The organism is Enterobacter sp. 22499, assembly GCF_052044815.1.
Classification (GTDB): domain Bacteria; phylum Pseudomonadota; class Gammaproteobacteria; order Enterobacterales; family Enterobacteriaceae; genus Enterobacter; species Enterobacter bugandensis.
Window position 1 is genome coordinate 240,039 of record NZ_JBQENR010000006.1, and the last position, 15,797, is coordinate 255,835.

Annotated in this window: 13 protein-coding genes; 6 read left to right on the forward strand and 7 right to left on the reverse strand. The window is 55.5% G+C overall.

The window, feature by feature from the left end; all coding sequences use genetic code 11:
* Positions 1 to 5: 5 nt before the first annotated feature.
* From ACTJI7_RS17820 to zupT, 3 genes are all read right to left on the reverse strand, one after another.
* Complete coding sequence (locus tag ACTJI7_RS17820) at positions 6 to 2,444, reverse strand: fimbria/pilus outer membrane usher protein (RefSeq protein WP_192971924.1); 2,439 nt, start codon at positions 2,442 to 2,444, stop codon at positions 6 to 8.
* Positions 2,445 to 2,517: 73 nt separating this feature from the next.
* Entirely contained in the window at positions 2,518 to 3,078 is a 561-nt protein-coding gene (locus ACTJI7_RS17825; protein ID WP_126344887.1) for a fimbrial protein, read from the reverse strand.
* 333 nt (positions 3,079 to 3,411) lie between these two features.
* On the reverse strand, positions 3,412 to 4,185 hold the full coding sequence (zupT, locus tag ACTJI7_RS17830) for a zinc transporter ZupT (protein ID WP_028014448.1): 774 nt from the start codon (positions 4,183 to 4,185) through the stop codon (positions 3,412 to 3,414).
* A gap of 130 nt (positions 4,186 to 4,315) precedes the next feature.
* On the opposite strand from zupT, the gene ygiD reads away from it, so the two are divergent.
* Positions 4,316 to 5,104: a 4,5-DOPA dioxygenase extradiol gene (gene ygiD, locus ACTJI7_RS17835; RefSeq protein ID WP_126300152.1), complete on the forward strand. Its 789-nt coding sequence runs from the start codon at positions 4,316 to 4,318 to the stop codon at positions 5,102 to 5,104.
* Positions 5,105 to 5,141: 37 nt separating this feature from the next.
* On the opposite strand, the gene ACTJI7_RS17840 is transcribed toward ygiD, so the two are convergent.
* From ACTJI7_RS17840 to tolC, 3 genes are all read right to left on the reverse strand, one after another.
* On the reverse strand, positions 5,142 to 6,302 hold the full coding sequence (locus ACTJI7_RS17840; protein WP_047364600.1) for a glutathionylspermidine synthase family protein: 1,161 nt from the start codon (positions 6,300 to 6,302) through the stop codon (positions 5,142 to 5,144).
* A 2-nt stretch (positions 6,303 to 6,304) separates the two neighbouring features.
* Complete coding sequence (locus ACTJI7_RS17845) at positions 6,305 to 6,970, reverse strand: DUF1190 family protein (protein ID WP_028014445.1); 666 nt, start codon at positions 6,968 to 6,970, stop codon at positions 6,305 to 6,307.
* Between the two features lie 161 nt (positions 6,971 to 7,131).
* On the reverse strand, positions 7,132 to 8,610 hold the full coding sequence (gene tolC, locus ACTJI7_RS17850) for an outer membrane channel protein TolC (RefSeq protein ID WP_028014444.1): 1,479 nt from the start codon (positions 8,608 to 8,610) through the stop codon (positions 7,132 to 7,134).
* Positions 8,611 to 8,814: 204 nt separating this feature from the next.
* Here tolC and nudF point away from each other — a divergent pair, with 204 nt between their 5' ends.
* From nudF to parE, 5 genes are read left to right on the forward strand one after another with little or no spacing between them, the layout of a single operon-like run.
* Complete coding sequence (nudF, locus tag ACTJI7_RS17855) at positions 8,815 to 9,447, forward strand: ADP-ribose diphosphatase (protein WP_028014443.1); 633 nt, start codon at positions 8,815 to 8,817, stop codon at positions 9,445 to 9,447.
* Complete coding sequence (locus ACTJI7_RS17860) at positions 9,444 to 9,866, forward strand: DUF1249 family protein (RefSeq protein WP_003862516.1); 423 nt, start codon at positions 9,444 to 9,446, stop codon at positions 9,864 to 9,866. Before nudF ends, ACTJI7_RS17860 begins: the two co-directional genes overlap by 4 nt.
* Before the next feature lie 27 nt (positions 9,867 to 9,893).
* Complete coding sequence (gene cpdA, locus ACTJI7_RS17865; RefSeq protein ID WP_028014441.1) at positions 9,894 to 10,721, forward strand: 3',5'-cyclic-AMP phosphodiesterase; 828 nt, start codon at positions 9,894 to 9,896, stop codon at positions 10,719 to 10,721.
* The gene (gene yqiA, locus ACTJI7_RS17870) at positions 10,721 to 11,302 is read left to right on the forward strand and encodes an esterase YqiA (protein WP_041908103.1); all 582 of its coding nucleotides are present in this window, start codon (positions 10,721 to 10,723) and stop codon (positions 11,300 to 11,302) included. Before cpdA ends, yqiA begins: the two co-directional genes overlap by 1 nt.
* A 28-nt stretch (positions 11,303 to 11,330) precedes the next feature.
* Positions 11,331 to 13,223, forward strand: coding sequence for a DNA topoisomerase IV subunit B (gene parE / locus ACTJI7_RS17875; protein WP_028014439.1), 1,893 nt, complete (start codon positions 11,331 to 11,333; stop codon positions 13,221 to 13,223).
* A gap of 83 nt (positions 13,224 to 13,306) precedes the next feature.
* Here parE and ACTJI7_RS17880 read toward each other — a convergent pair whose 3' ends face one another.
* Positions 13,307 to 15,445 (reverse strand): TonB-dependent siderophore receptor, encoded by a 2,139-nt coding sequence (locus tag ACTJI7_RS17880; RefSeq protein WP_440670491.1) that lies wholly within the window; start codon positions 15,443 to 15,445, stop codon positions 13,307 to 13,309.
* Positions 15,446 to 15,797 lie beyond the last annotated feature (352 nt).

Sequence of the window (15,797 nt, forward strand, 5' to 3'; positions counted from 1 at the left end):
GTTTCTTACTGACATGGCAGTATCAACTGCATACTGTTTTCAAGGTGTGAAGGCAGCGAGAAGCGACACTGCTGATTGTCACCCCACGTTACCCGGAATTGTTGTTCAGGCTCTACCGCACCCAGCCAGACGTGGCCTTCGTCGGCGACCATGCCGATTTGCTGGTCACTTTCCAGTAGATGAACAATCGCGCCCAGCGGCGGGGTGCCGGCTGGCGTACGTAGAATGCCGGCAATATCGTTGCCTGCGCGCGTCGCAATCTGGCGATAGCCAATCGCCCCCTCGGTCCAGGTGGTGGTCGTAATGCGGTTGTCCACATCGACGCCGTCAGGCAGGTTATCCAGATTGACCTGTACGCTGGCGGGAGAGTAACTGGAAACCGACGGTAAAACGCCGATACCAAAGCGGTTGGTTTCATCCCGTGACATGTTCAGCGGAATGTTGCCGACGCCGTCGGTACTGACCATCACGCGCGGTTCGTTTCCGTAGCTGCGACGGTGCAGCGCCGCGCCTTTGGCCGTTGAGGTAAACGAGCCATTCCAGCTGGCGCTCAGGGAGTTATATTCATCAGCTTTATAACTTCCGGAGATATTCAGATCGCCAAACGGTGAATAATGCTGATAGTTACCGCTCATCTGTGCGCCCGCGTCCGCGTGTTCACTCTCCGTCCCCGCGGAGACGCCCCAGGTATTATTGCGATCGGACGTGTCGTACCAGGAGACATTTTGGCTCAGGCTATCGCTGTTGTGCAGATCGTAGCTGAGACGATGATCCGGATCGATCGGTACGCTCAGGGAAAGATAAAACTGCGTATCGTCGTCTTCATCTTCGTAATGCGTTTTGCTCCAGGAGAGGGTGACGCCGAGGTTTTTCCAGCGTCCCAGATCAAAGTTATAGCCTGCGGTAATGCTTCCCGTCGTGGACGGGGCTTCATTCCACCAGGTCTGACGCAGTACGTTGACGTAGAGGTTGAGCGATAACGGGCTGATGTACTGGCTGGCCGTTACGCTCAACGTCTGCTTTTCTGTCTGACGATCGTTGTCGTCATAATCAAGGAAGCGGGCATAGCTCAGGAACTTCCGATCGGAGTAGCGGTAGCTGGCAAGCGTAAGCTGGCTGCCGGTGGTATCGAAACGCTTACTGTAGTTAAAACGATAGCTGTAACCCGTCTGGCTATCCTGGAAGGGGAGCTGGCTGGTGGCCTGCGTGACGTCAAAAGAGAGGGCACCCAGATGCGCCATATTTTGCCCGATCCCGGCGGCAACGGAACGGTAATGATCCCCGTCGGCAAGCGTCCCGCCATAGAGCGAGGTGTTTGACAGCATTCCCCATGAGAATTCACCGCTCATAAAACCGGTGTCTTCGACGTCATGAGAGGCGTCTTTACGCGCTTTACCCGCCGCCAGCTTGTAGCGAACCTGCCCTTTACGCGTTAAAAAAGGCACCGATTCCGCCGAGACCTGGAAGGTGCTGACGCGCCCGTCTTCCTCCGTCACTTTTACGTCCAGCGTCCCCTGAACGGACTGGTTAAGATCCTGAATAACAAAGGGGCCAGGCGGAACTTTGCTTTGATAAATTACGCGATCGGCCAGGCTGACGGTGACGGTCGCGTTGGTTTGCGCGATACCGGTAATTTGTGGCGCATAGCCACGCAGCGACCAGGGGAGCATGCGCTCATCGCTGATCAGGGAGGCGCCGGTATAGGTAAAAGCGTCAAAGATTGAGGACTGGAAGTCCGTTTCACCCAGCGTCAGCTTAGCACCAAGTGAAGGAAGAGGGCGGAACATGTAGACGCGCGAAAAGCGTCCGTCATGATCCGAACCTGCATCGGTATGTGTTTGGCTGTACTGATAATCACTGCGCAGGCGCCATGCGCCCATATTCGCGCCCGCCGTGCCATAGGTGTTGGCGTTGTTGGTGCTGCTGCCGTCGCTGGGCTGATAGTGGCTGGCGAACAGGTTGTAATCCAGAATCACGCCCGGTACGCCATTGTCCCACGTTGCGGGTGGCATCCAGTCGGCGGCGCGGTACTGCAACCATGCCTGGGGTACGGTGACCTTCAGCGTCTGGGTCGCTTGTTCAAAATTAAAGGTGATATCCGGTCTGGAGGAAAAGTCGACGCATCCCTCTTTTTCGGGTAAGGCGTCGCGGACTTCCTCTTTCAGGGCAAACGTATCCGCCAGTTCAGGAGGAATACACACCTGTACCGTGTTATTTACCTCTTTCCAGCTAAGCTGCCAGCCGTTAGCCAGCGGTGTGTCGTTAATGGATACGGTAACAAAATAGCTGCCAGGGGTAACCGCTATTTCATTTTTAAAAAGGGAGAGATCAACGCTGCTCCGCTGGTCTTTATCAATGGCATTGATATTAAACTCGGTGGCAGAGGCAATCTTCGTCATTAACAGGGACGCAATGATGATTTTAGATTGTAATTTATATGTCATCATCCTGTTACCAAAATAATATCACATACCGGCTGGCAAATAATGCCAGCCGGTTTTATCGTGATGCATTACCTTATTTGTACATCAGCACATAGTTGGCAGTAGCTTCAACCTGACCCGCTGTGGCAGTTTTACCCTGAGCAACTTCCATTAATGCTTTGAAGTGCAGAGTCTGAGTGGTGGAACCCGACAGTAGATCGACCGTTTGAGCCGAACCCAGGGTGATGTTGGCTTCGTTGTTGTCCAGCAGACGAACACCGACGTTCTGAGCACCGCTAGCATAGGTGTTGCTCATCAGGCTGGTGTCAGTAGCGTCAGTTGCTGCGCTGGTGAAGGTCACGTCAACTTTGGTCACTGGCGTATCCGTTTCGTCCGCCGGATCGTCAAGCTGGCAGTTCTCCAGATTGATATCAACCGGAACAGCGGTAGACTTTTTGTTAGCGTTGATCACGGCAGTGGTAACTTCACCGAGGTCCACTTCTTTATCAACGCTGTCTGGTGCAATGCTGCACGGTGCATCAATGACCACGCCTTTGAATTTGATTTTGCCGGAACCCTGGTCATCAGCAAAAGCAGAACCCGAAACGATGGCAGCCATCGCAACCGCTAACAGTACTTTTTTACCCATATACATGAAAATATCCTTTTTCAATTGAATTCATAATCTGAATATTAATTTTCAGAATACTCGTAAAGTATAATGGGTTGAGGGTGGTGTTTGCGATTAATGAGGCTTAAAGATATTTTTAGAGGAGGTTAATATATAATTTATTACTATCGTAACCGGTTAATATTTCATGCGGCAGCGGCTTTTTAAGCGCAATTTAATTGGGAAATATTGCGCTTAAAAATATCCATAAAAACTCTTGATTTTCCAATTGTAAATACAGAGCCGCAGACAGTGTAAAATGCAACGGCTGCGCTGGGGCGCATCATAGAATTGCCCTCATCGATGAGGGCATCCGTGTCAGCCTATACCTGCCGTTTGCAGCAGAACCAGGCTTAGCCCCATCACCGACATGCCGCACAGCACGCCGTAGCTGGGATTATTGTTAGGATCGATCTCTTTCGCCAGCGGCATCAGCTCATCTACGGAGAGCGCAACCATAATCCCGGCCACGGCAGCCATAATCGCCGCCATCACGACAGGGGAGACGAGGCTTCCAAGGATCAGCCACGCCAGCACGCCGCCGAGAATTTCGGCCATCCCGGAAATCCCCGCCCAGAAGACGGCTGTACGTTTTGAACCCGTTGCGGCATAAACCGGCCCGGCCACGGCAAGTCCTTCAGGAATATTGTGTAAGGCTACCGCCAGCGCGACACCAAATCCCATTTCCAGATTGCTGCTGGCCGTGACATACGTGGCGACACCTTCCGGGAAGTTGTGCAGGCTGATACCCAGCGTCAGCAGGATCGCCGTGCGCTTGATGTTGCCGGGGATTGGAGTAACGCTTTTTTGCATCAAATCCTGAGGGTGGGCGTGGGGCAGCATACGGTCGAGCGCAAAATAGCCCAGCAGGCCGACGATGAACATGCCGTAGCCCAGAACCGGAGACATGCCCTCGGTGTGAAGCGCTGCTGGCAGCATCTCCATCAGCGAGATAAGCAGCATGATGCCAGCGGCGAAGCCCAGCGAGAATGCCAGAAGACGATTAGACGGTTTTTGCCCGAGCACGCCGAGGAACGCACCGATAAAGGTCGCGGCACCCGCAAGCACGGTCAAAATTAAGGGTACTGACATGCACTCTCCTTAAGCGATATCTTATGTTCAAATTTCCTGATGATGATCTTCACGGTTATCTGCGTTTATCTTCACCTGAATGCGCGTAATGTTGCACCATCAAATTGACACCTTCTCTAAGGATACCACCATGTCTTCTTCTCGTATGCCTGCACTGTTTTTAGGCCACGGCAGCCCAATGAACGTTCTGGAAGACAACGTTTATACCCGCGCCTGGCGTCATCTGGGGGAGACATTGCCGCGTCCGAAGGCGATTGTGGTGGTGTCTGCGCACTGGTTTACCCGTGGTACCGGCGTGACGGCCATGGAAGCGCCTAAAACCATTCATGATTTCGGCGGCTTCCCGCAGGCGCTGTATGATACGCATTATCCGGCTCCCGGCTCGCCTGCGCTGGCACAGCGGCTGGTAGAGTTGCTCGCACCTGTTCCAGTGGCGCTGGATAAAGAAGCCTGGGGCTTTGACCACGGCTCGTGGGGCGTGCTGATTAAGATGTACCCTGATGCAGATATTCCGATGGTGCAGTTAAGTATCGACAGCACTAAACCGGCGGCCTGGCACCTGGAAATGGGCCGCAAACTGGCGACCCTGCGTGATGAGGGCATCATGCTGGTGGCAAGCGGCAACGTGGTGCATAACCTGCGTACGGCGCGCTGGCACGGTGAGAACACGCCATACCCGTGGGCGAGCGCTTTTAACGCCTACGTCAAAGCGAACCTGACCTGGCAAGGCCCGGTTGAGAAGCATCCGTTAGTGAACTATCTGGATCACGAAGGCGGTTCGCTCTCTAACCCGACGCCGGAACACTTCATGCCGCTGCTGTATGTGTTAGGTGCATGGGACGGTCAGGAGCCGGTTACCATTCCGGTTGACGGCATTGAGATGGGCAGTTTGAGTATGCTGTCGGTGCAGGTGGGGTAAAAACATGCCCGGTAAGCGTAGCGCCACCGGGCAAGTTTTATTCAACAAAAATATGCGGATAGAACCGTGACAGATCCTGCGTAATCAACGCGCGATCTTCGCGAATACCAATCCCGGCAGGTTGATCGTTAATAAGCCAGCTGCCGATCAGCGTATAACTGTCGCCAAATTTCGGCAGTTGATAAAACTCCTGGACGATCATCCCTTCTTCACCGTATGGCCCTTCAACCGCTTCCAGCGTTTTACCGTTTTCGATAATGGAGACGTTCGCGCCTTCGCGGGAAAAGATAGGCTTAACGACGTATTTCTCCATCGGCGGGAACTCATCTTCGGCAAAGTAAGCTGGCAACAGGTTCGGGTGGTTCGGGAACATCTCCCACAGCATCGGCAGCAGGGCTTTGTTGGAGATAATGCTCTTCCACGCCGGTTCCAGCCAGCGCACGCCCGCGTCTTCCAGCTTGGTGGAGAACATTTCACGCAGCATGTATTCCCACGGATAGAGCTTGAACAGGTTGCTGATCACCTGATCCTGCATATCCGTAAACTGACCTTTTTCACCCAGGCCGATATCCTCGATATAGAGGAATTCAGTCGCCACTTCCGCTTCGGCCGCGCAGTCCTGCAGATACTGAACCGTGCCCCTGTCTTCTTCCGTGTCGCGACAGCAGGCAAGATGCAGCAGATTGAAGCCAAACTGCTCCCGCAGTTCGGCGAAACGCTCAATCAGCTTTTCCTGCAGGCTGTTGAACTGGTCGCTACCTTCCGGCAGGTTTCCGGCGTTCATCTGATCTTCCAGCCAAATCCACTGGAAGAATGCCGCTTCGTAAAGAGAGGTCGGCGTATCCGCGTTGTTTTCTAAAAGCTTCGGCTCACCCACGCCATCCCACGCCAGATCGAGGCGAGAGTAAAGCGAAGGCTGATTCGTTTTCCACGACTGACGAACGAAACTCCAGGTGTGCTTCGGAATACGGAATTTAGTCATCAGCTCGTCGCTGTCGATGACTTTATCCACCACCTTCAGGCACATCTGGTGCAGCTCGGCCGTCACCTCTTCCAGTTTTTCCACCTGGTCGAGCGTCAGTTTGTAGTAAGCATCTTCACACCAGTACGGCTCGCCGTACATGGTGTGGAAGTTAAAACCGTATTCAGTGGCTTTTTCGCGCCAGTCCGGGCGCTCGGTAATACCGACTCGTTCCATGATCAGCCGCCCATTGAGCGAGTGGAAGTGCCTGTTGCACTACGCTGCATGCTGGTCTGTTTCGCCACAGACTCACCGAACCCACCGCGGGTGATGGTGCTGGTGGTCGCAGGCTTCGGCGCCATCGCGGTTTTCGGGACGGTCACGGTGCGGCCCGGGGTCGCTGCGCCATAGCCTTTGCCGCTGGCATCGGTATATTGACCATAAGCCGGGCTGGCCGGGTTTTTCGAGCTAAACAGCGGTTGCTGCTGATAGCCCGCACCGCCGCCCATCAGGCGGCCCATCATGTAGCCTGCCATTAATGGCATCCAGAAGCTGCCGCTGGACTGCGCCTGCGCCTGATTTTCCGGCGCAGTACCTGCCTGAGCTGGCGTCTGCTGACACTGTCCTTCACCAAATTCCGCCACGCAGTCTTCGCGTGAGGCGTATTTCGGCGCGGTGCGTTCCGCTTCTTTCAGGGCGTTGGTGTAGGCGGTTTTACATTCTGCTGCCTGGCCGGTTGCGGCGGAGCAGTCGTCCGCGTTTTGATACAGCGAAACCGTTTCGTCGTTTTTCTCACAGCCTGCCAGCATAAAGACCGCGGTTACTGCCAGCGCAACAGGGGTGAGATGACGTGCGTTCCAGCTTTTGCGGAACGACGCGTGATTGATCGTTTTTGTCCGTTTCATGTTTGTCTTCCAGGACCCAGTGGTAATAACGCTCAGGATAGTGGATGAGTGGTTGAAAATGAAGCGAAGAGGGGCGGAATCAGGGGGATCTTTACGTTGGCTTACGTTCGGGTGTGATTCAGCTGCGCCCTCTCCCGGTGAGAGAGGGCGTGATAACACTCTTAGTTACGGAACGGGTTAGAACCGCTGCTTGCAGGTGCCGTGCTACGCGCGGCCGCTGGCTGTGCGGCAGGGGCGCTGCCGTTAGCGTTGAAGTTATCAACGGCGGCAACCTGCTCCGGGTTCTCCGGCGCAACGCTGTCCGGCGAGGTAGAGACCGGTTTGCCCAGCGCGCTGTTCAGCATCTGCAGGTCTTGCTCGTTCAGCGTACCCAGAGCCTGCTTAATGTTCAGCTGGTTAATCAGGTACTGATAACGCGCGCTGGAGAGCTGCTGTTTCGCGTTGTACAGCGTGGTGGTCGCGTCCAGCACGTCAACGATAGTACGTGTACCGACCGAGTAACCCGCTTCCATCGCGTCCAGGGAGCTCTGTGCAGACACAACGGCCTGTTTATAGGCGTTGATGCTGCTGATGGAAGCGTTCACGTTGTTGAAGGACGAACGCACGGTCTGCACCACGTTGCGGTGCGCGCTTTCCAGCTGCTCGCTCGCGCCAACAAAGTTGTACTGCGCCTGTTTCACCTGAGAGTTTACCTGACCGCCCTGGTACAGCGGCAGGGAGAAGCTCAGGCCCACTTTGTTCTGACCCATATTGCTGTCGTCATACTGGGCAGAATTGGTTTTAGAGCCGCTGTAGGTCGTGTCAGAAACGCCGGTGGACGCGCTCAGGCTCAGGGTTGGCAGATGGCCGTCCTGCGCCTGACGAATTTGCTCGCGGGCCAGGTCCTGGCTCAGACGCGCCTGCAGCAACGTCAGGTTGCGGTTTTCCGCCTCTTTCAGCAGGGCGTTAACGGCCTGCGGCTTATCCGTTTTGAAGCTGTCGACGTTCAGGGAAGCCAGCTCAGGATAGTAATTCCCGGTCACCTGGCGCAGGGATTCCAGCGCGTTGTCGAGGTTATTACGCGCGGTCACTTCGTTGGCCAGCACGGTGTCGTACTGTGAACGGGCGTTCTGCACGTCGGTGATTGCCACCAGACCCACATTGAAGCGCTGGGTGGTTTGATCTAACTGGCGGTAGATCGCCTGTTTCTGCGCTTCGGTGTAGGAGAGCGCGTCAATGGCGCTCAGCACGTTGAAGTACGCGGTGGCAGTATTCAGGATCAGCGTTTGCTGGTCGGTCTGATAGGTCACATCCTGGATGCCCGCGCTCTTTTCCTGCAGGGTCAGGGCGCGCCATTTGGACATATCAAACAGCGTCTGTGTTAATTGCAGTGAGGCGCTGGTAGCATTGGAGTTAACGCCGTTAGCGTCGCGGAAACCGTTGCTGTAGGTATAATCTGCACCTAAACCTAACTGCGGCAGCAGTGGGCTACGCGCTTCGTTAATCTTTTCAAACGCAGCATCACGATCGGCCGCTGATTTACGTAAATCAGGGTTGCCCAGACGTGCCTGCTGGTAGACCTGTAACAGGTTTTCCGCCTGGCTCATTGCACTGAAGCCCGTCAGGCTCAGGCCGATAAGGATGGGGAGCAATTTCTTCATTTGCATTCCTTGTTGTGAAGCAGTATTAGCGCTGATCTAATTAAAAAATAATTGCCGATTCTAACAGAATCATCCACACCAAAAGGTTGGCGTTACGTGCCATCTGGCGGTAATTTGCACCAATCTACCATATAGCCTTACAAACGGCAGCCAAACAGCCTTGAAATTCACAATTTCATCACCATTGCTACCAGGACTCGACTCATGCAAAAACCAGAAAAGTTGCCCGTGACATTCGCCAAAAACGATGTAGAAATTATTGCACGAGAAACGCTTTATAGCGGTTTTTTTTCGATGGATCTTTACCGTTTCAGGCATCGCCTGTTCAACGGTGAAATGAGCGGCGAAATCAGACGTGAAATTTTTGAGCGCGGGCATGCGGCTGTCTTGCTACCCTTTGACCCAGTGCGTGACGAAGTCGTGCTGGTGGAGCAGATCCGCATTGCCGCGTATGACACCAGTGAAAGCCCGTGGCTGCTGGAGATGGTGGCAGGGATGATCGAAGAGGGCGAGTCGGTTGAAGACGTCGCCCGTCGCGAGGCGCTGGAAGAGGCCGGGCTGGTGGTAGGCCGCACAAAACCGGTGTTGAGCTATCTGGCGAGTCCGGGTGGCACCAGCGAACGCTTATCCATTATGGTGGGCGAAGTGGACGCCACGACCGCAGAAGGTATTCACGGTCTGGCTGATGAAAACGAAGATATTCGGGTTCATGTGGTGAGCCGGGAACAGGCTTATCAGTGGGTAGAAGAGGGGAAAATCGACAACGCAGCGTCTGTCATCGCCCTGCAATGGCTGCAGCTGCATTATCAGACATTACGAAACGAGTGGAAAAAATGAAGCGCTATACGCCTGACTTCCCAGAAATGATGCGCCTGTGCGAAACCAATTTCGCACAGCTGCGCCGCCTGCTGCCGAGAAACGACGCACCCGGCGAAACGGTAAGCTATCAGGTGAGCAACGCGCAGTATCGGTTAACGATAACAGAATCAACGCGCTACACTACGCTGGTGGAAATAGAACAAACAGCGCCCAGCATCAGCTACTGGAGCCTGCCGTCGATGACGGTGCGTCTCTATCATGACGCGATGGTCGCTGAAGTGTGTTCAAGTCAGCAGATCTTTCGCTTCAAGGCGCGGTATGATTATCCGAATAAAAAGTTGCATCAACGCGACGAAAAGCATCAAATTAACCAGTTTTTAGCCGACTGGCTAAGATATTGTTTAGCACATGGAGCAATGGCGATTCCGGTTTGTTAGCGTCATAAACCTACCTAAGGACACCATTTGGAAAGCCTGTTGAACCTGACTGTTGCTGGTGGGGCGCCAGTCAGGATATTACAAATCACCGATACCCACCTTTTTGCCGAAAAGCATGAAACTTTGCTGGGGGTTAATACCTGGGAGAGTTATCAGGCGGTACTGAGCGCCATTCACGCTGAACATCGCGACTGCGACCTGATTGTCGCAACGGGCGATCTGGCGCAGGACCAGTCCTCCGCGGCCTACCAGCATTTTGCTGAAGGCATCGCGAGCTTTAGCGTGCCTTGCGTCTGGCTGCCCGGAAACCACGATTTCCAGCCCGCAATGTACAGCTCCCTTCAGGATGCGGGGATTTCTCCGGCGAAGTGCGTATTTGCGGGTGAACAGTGGCAGATCCTGCTGCTGGACAGCCAGGTATTTGGCGTCCCGCACGGTGAATTAAGCGAGTTTCAACTCGACTGGCTGGAGACCAAACTGGCTGCCGAACCTGAACGTCATACGCTGCTGTTGCTCCATCATCATCCGCTGCCGGCGGGCTGCAGCTGGCTGGATCAGCACAGCCTGCGTAACTCCGCGGCGCTGGATAGCGTGCTGGCGAAATACCCGCGCGTGAAACACCTGCTGTGCGGACACATCCATCAGGAACAGGATCTCGACTGGAACGGACGCCGCATGCTGGCGACGCCGTCAACCTGTGTGCAGTTTAAGCCGCACTGCGCCAACTTTACGCTGGATACCATCGCGCCAGGCTGGCGCTGGCTGGAACTGCATGCCGACGGCACGCTGACCACGGAAGTCTGCCGTCTGGCAGGCGCAGAGTTCCGCCCGGATACCGCTTCAGAAGGCTACTGATGTCTACGCTCCTTTATCTGCACGGATTCAACAGCTCGCCGCGCTCCGCAAAAGCGACGCAGTTTCGCCAGTGGCTGAGCGAGCATCACCCCCACGTTGAGATGATTATCCCGCAGCTGCCGCCGTACCCGGCGGAGGCGGCGGAAATGCTCGAATCGATCGTGCTTGAGCACGGCGGTGAATCCTTTGGCGTAGTCGGCTCATCGCTGGGCGGGTACTATGCCACCTGGCTCTCACAATGCTTTATGCTGCCCGCCGTTGTGGTTAATCCGGCGGTACGGCCATTTGAGCTGCTGAGGGACTTTCTTGGCGAAAACGAGAACCCCTACACCGGGCAGCAATATGTGCTAGAGTCACGCCATATTTACGATCTCAAAGTTATGCAGGTCGACCCGCTTGAAGCGCCGGATCTCATCTGGCTGCTGCAGCAGACGGGTGATGAAGTGCTGGATTACCGCCAGGCAGTGGCGTATTACGCCTCCTGCCGCCAGACTATAGAAGAGGGCGGAAACCATGCTTTCACGGGCTTTGAGGATCATTTCACCCAGATTGTCGATTTTCTTGGACTGCACAGCCACTGACAATCAATGCGAATTGCTAGTTTAAATCATGACGCAAACCTATAACGCTGATGCCATTGAGGTACTCACCGGGCTTGAGCCGGTTCGCCGCCGCCCGGGGATGTATACCGATACGACGCGCCCGAACCATCTGGGCCAGGAAGTTATTGATAACAGTGTGGACGAAGCGCTGGCGGGCCATGCCAAACGCGTTGACGTCATCCTACACGCCGATCAGTCGCTGGAGGTCATCGACGACGGTCGCGGCATGCCGGTGGACATCCACCCGGAAGAGGGCGTGCCTGCCGTTGAGCTGATTCTCTGCCGACTGCACGCGGGCGGTAAGTTCTCCAACAAGAACTATCAGTTCTCCGGTGGTCTGCATGGCGTGGGGATTTCCGTGGTGAACGCCCTGTCCAAACGCGTGGAAGTGAACGTCCGTCGCGACGGCCAGGTGTACAACATCGCGTTTGAAAACGGCGAGAAGGTGCAGGATCTGCAGGTTGTCGGCACGTGCGCTAAACGCAACACCGGCACAAGCGTCCACTTCTGGCCTGACGAAAGCTTCTTCGACAGCCCGCGCTTTTCCGTTTCTCGCCTGACGCACCTGCTGAAAGCCAAAGCGGTACTGTGCCCGGGCGTGGAAATTACCTTTAAAGATCACGTCAACAACACCGAGCAGACCTGGTGCTACGCCGATGGCCTGAACGACTACCTGTGCGAAGCGGTAAACGGCCTGCCAACGCTGCCGGAAAAACCGTTCGTCGGTAACTTTAGCGGTGATACCGAAGCGGTGGACTGGGCGCTGCTGTGGCTGCCGGAAGGCGGTGAGCTGCTGACCGAAAGCTACGTCAACCTGATCCCAACCATGCTCGGCGGTACCCACGTGAACGGCCTGCGTCAGGGACTGCTGGACGCGATGCGTGAGTTCTGCGAATACCGCAACATTCTGCCGCGCGGCGTGAAGCTCTCGGCGGAAGATATCTGGGACCGCTGCGCCTACGTGCTCTCCGTGAAGATGCAGGATCCGCAGTTTGCCGGTCAGACCAAAGAACGTCTGTCATCGCGCCAGTGCGCGGCGTTCGTCTCCGGCGTGGTGAAAGATGCGTTTACCCTGTGGCTGAACCAGAACGTTCAGGCGGCTGAGATGCTGGCTGAAATGGCCATCTCCAGCGCCCAGCGTCGTCTGCGTGCCGCGAAGAAAGTGGTGCGTAAAAAGCTGACCAGCGGCCCTGCGCTGCCGGGCAAGCTGGCGGACTGCACCGCGCAGGATCTCAACCGCACCGAGCTGTTCCTCGTGGAAGGGGATTCGGCGGGTGGGTCGGCCAAACAGGCGCGCGATCGTGAATATCAGGCGATCATGCCACTCAAGGGTAAGATCCTGAACACCTGGGAAGTCTCTTCAGACGAAGTGCTGGCCTCGCAGGAAGTACACGACATCTCCGTTGCGATCGGCATCGATCCCGACAGTGAGGATCTGAGCCAGCTGCGCTACGGCAAGATCTGCATTCTCGCGGATGCGGACTCCGATGGTCTGCACATCGCCACGCTGCTGTGCGCGCTGTTTGTAAAGCACTTCCGCACGCTGGTGAAAAACGGTCACGTCCACGTGGCGCTGCCGCCGCTCTACCGTATCGACCTCGGCAAAGAGGTGTACTACGCGCTGACGGAAGAAGAGAAGGCGGGCGTGCTGGAGCAGCTTAAGCGTAAGAAGGGCAAACCAAATGTGCAGCGCTTTAAAGGGCTGGGCGAAATGAACCCGATGCAGCTGCGCGAAACGACGCTGGACCCGAACACGCGCCGCCTGGTGCAGCTGACGATCAGCGACGAAGACGAACAGCAAACCAACGCCGTGATGGATATGCTCCTCGCCAAGAAACGTTCGGAAGACCGACGTAACTGGCTGCAGGAGAAAGGGGATATGGCGGATATTGAGGCCTGATGCCCTCACCCTAACCCTCTCCCACAGGGAGAGGGAATGGATCGTAGGCCCGGTAAGCATTAGCGCCACCGGGCTTTTTTACATCAAAACTCCATCTTCACCGTAAACTGCACTTCGCGCGGGTCGCCAATCTGGTTGCCCAGGTTGTTGGTCGCAATCGACGACGTGTAGTAGGTCTTATCAAACAGGTTCTTCACGTTCACCTGCAGCGTCACCGGATACTGCAGCTTCATCTTATACGCCGCAAACGCATCCGCCACGAAATAGCCCGGCAGATAATAATCCGCACCGTTGGTCGCCGAGCGGCGGCTTACGCCGTGCCCGCCGCCGCCGAGCGTCAGGGTATTCCCGGCAAACGCATTATGAATGTCGTACGTCAGGAACAGGGAGCCGGTGTGGCGCGGCACGTTCGGCAGCGGTTTACCCGCGTAATCCGGATCCTCCAGTACCTTCGCGTCGGTATAGCCGTAGCTGGCGATAATGTTAGTGTTCTCCGTCAGCGATCCTGCGAGATCCACCTCCACGCCCTGAGAGCGCACGCGGCCCGCGGTTTTGGCGATGGTTTCGCCCCCGATGCTTTCGGTGTACAGCACGTTGCGCTTGTGAATATCAAACAGCGCGATATTGGCGGTTATGCCGTCGAACAGATCGAACTTTGCGCCTACTTCGTACGCGTTTGAGGTTTCCGGCGGCAGGTCGCCAATATAGCTCGCAATGGACGACTGCGGCATAAACGTCTGCGAATAGTTGGCAAACAGCGAGACTGCGGGCGTCAGTTTGTAAACCAGCCCCAGCTTCGGCGTCCACTGCTCGTCGCGGCTATCGGTATTGACGTTAAACGGACGACCTTTGCCCGCGTACTGGGTGTAATACTGGTAGCGCAGCCCGGCGACGGCGATCCATTTATCCGTCAGGTACAGGGCATCCTGGGCGTAGGCCGAGTAGCTCTCCTGCTTGAGCGTCTGGTCACTGTCAGCGGCGGAGACGGTTGTACACTCGTCGAGTTTGCCGTAAACCGGATTATAGATATTGAAACCTTTGACGTTCTTACAGCGCATCATGTCCGTGCGCAGCAGATCGTAATTTTCATACGACACGCCGGTGAGGATCTCATTATAAAAGCCCGCGATATCCACGTTGCCCTGCAGATCCGCACGGGTGCTGTGCATGCGCTGGGTCGAGCCCTGGGTTGCATCCACCCGGCGGGTCAGGGTGCCGGTTTTTGAATCGTAGGCCATGACGCGGGCCTGGTTGTCACTGTATTTATCCTGGCTGTAGCTGTAGTCGAACTTCGCGGTCCACTGGCTGTTGAGGCGGTATTCCGCGTTAAGCTGAGCGAGATCGGACTGCCCGTCGGTCACGTTAAACGGCTCGTCAAAGCGGGTTTTGCGATCGACGTCGACGGCCTTTTTAGTGTTGAGATCGAAGATCGTTCCGCGATCGAACGGCGTCTTATAGTCGCGATGCGAATAGAGCACGGTCACGGTGGCATCGTCACCGAACCAGGTCAGCGACGGGGCGATAAACGTGCTGCGTTCGTTGCCGAAGTTGCGCCAGTAATCCTCGTCCTGATACTCGCCCGTGAGGCGATACGCCAGGCGCGTGCCCTCAATCGGACCGGTGACATCGACCTGTCCGGTGCCGCCGCCAAAGCTGGAAGAGGTGGCAGAAATCGAGCCACCGAAGATTTTCTCCGGGCGCTTCGTGACGACGTTAATCAGGCCGCCCGGATCGAGAATGCCGTACAGCGTTGAGGCCGGGCCTTTCAGCACCTCCACGCGTTCGGTTGCGGCGTTAAAGCTGCGCGGCAGCACGGTGCGCAGGCCGTTGGTCATGATCGAGCCGTCGCGGTTTGCGCCAAACCCGCGGCGTACGAAGGCATCCTGCGTACCGCCCAGAGTGTTGGTCTGCACCACGTTGCTGACGTTATAGAGCGCTTCATCCAGCGTGGTGGCGTGCTGATCCACCAGCACCTTATCGCTAACGGTATTCACCACCTGCGGGATATCCAGCATCGGCATGTTGGTCAGCGTGGCGGTGGAGGTATTCAGCGGCTGGTAGCCGTTGGTGGCCTCCGCCGTAGCATTTGGATCGGCGGTGACGGTAAGCGTTTCGCCGTCTTTAGCCGTGGTGTCTGCTGCCTGCGACAGCGGCGCCATAAACAGCAGTGAAAAGAGCGCGCGCCCTTTTATCCCAGAGAGTGAAGGTGTGAACGTAGCCATTACAACTGTTATCCCAAAATATCCGTGAAGGTGCTTTACGGAAGAACCTGTGAGTCATTGCCCTTTATGGTCTGCCCGTTAGCCAGAACTGGCATCGAACATGTAATTGAGAATCATTCAATCATGCGGAAATGTAGTAGTAAATGAAAAAAGCCAAAAATCGACTACATCTCTGAAACGTAACGGAAAAGCGCAGTGGTAGCCTGTTAGTTAATTGAAAATTAAGTCTTTATTGTTTTGCCGGTCAGTGTAGTAACGCACCGTTATCCCTGGTTTTTTCAGGGTGTTTCTTCCCTTGACTACTACATGGCGCGGCCTCAAACTCTCAAAAGAGAATGATTTTTATTTATAT

Excerpts from the sequence above, each read along its gene's own strand:
- ACTJI7_RS17820 (WP_192971924.1), bottom strand. The coding sequence starts at position 2,444 with ATGACATATAAATTACAATCTAAAATCATCATTGCGTCCCTGTTAATG.
- ACTJI7_RS17825 (WP_126344887.1), bottom strand. The coding sequence starts at position 3,078 with ATGTATATGGGTAAAAAAGTACTGTTAGCGGTTGCGATGGCTGCCATC.
- zupT (WP_028014448.1), bottom strand. The coding sequence starts at position 4,185 with ATGTCAGTACCCTTAATTTTGACCGTGCTTGCGGGTGCCGCGACCTTT.
- ygiD (WP_126300152.1), top strand. The coding sequence starts at position 4,316 with ATGTCTTCTTCTCGTATGCCTGCACTGTTTTTAGGCCACGGCAGCCCA.
- ACTJI7_RS17840 (WP_047364600.1), bottom strand. The coding sequence starts at position 6,302 with ATGGAACGAGTCGGTATTACCGAGCGCCCGGACTGGCGCGAAAAAGCC.
- ACTJI7_RS17845 (WP_028014445.1), bottom strand. The coding sequence starts at position 6,970 with ATGAAACGGACAAAAACGATCAATCACGCGTCGTTCCGCAAAAGCTGG.
- tolC (WP_028014444.1), bottom strand. The coding sequence starts at position 8,610 with ATGAAGAAATTGCTCCCCATCCTTATCGGCCTGAGCCTGACGGGCTTC.
- nudF (WP_028014443.1), top strand. The coding sequence starts at position 8,815 with ATGCAAAAACCAGAAAAGTTGCCCGTGACATTCGCCAAAAACGATGTA.
- ACTJI7_RS17860 (WP_003862516.1), top strand. The coding sequence starts at position 9,444 with ATGAAGCGCTATACGCCTGACTTCCCAGAAATGATGCGCCTGTGCGAA.
- yqiA (WP_041908103.1), top strand. The coding sequence starts at position 10,721 with ATGTCTACGCTCCTTTATCTGCACGGATTCAACAGCTCGCCGCGCTCC.
- parE (WP_028014439.1), top strand. The coding sequence starts at position 11,331 with ATGACGCAAACCTATAACGCTGATGCCATTGAGGTACTCACCGGGCTT.
- ACTJI7_RS17880 (WP_440670491.1), bottom strand. The coding sequence starts at position 15,445 with ATGGCTACGTTCACACCTTCACTCTCTGGGATAAAAGGGCGCGCGCTC.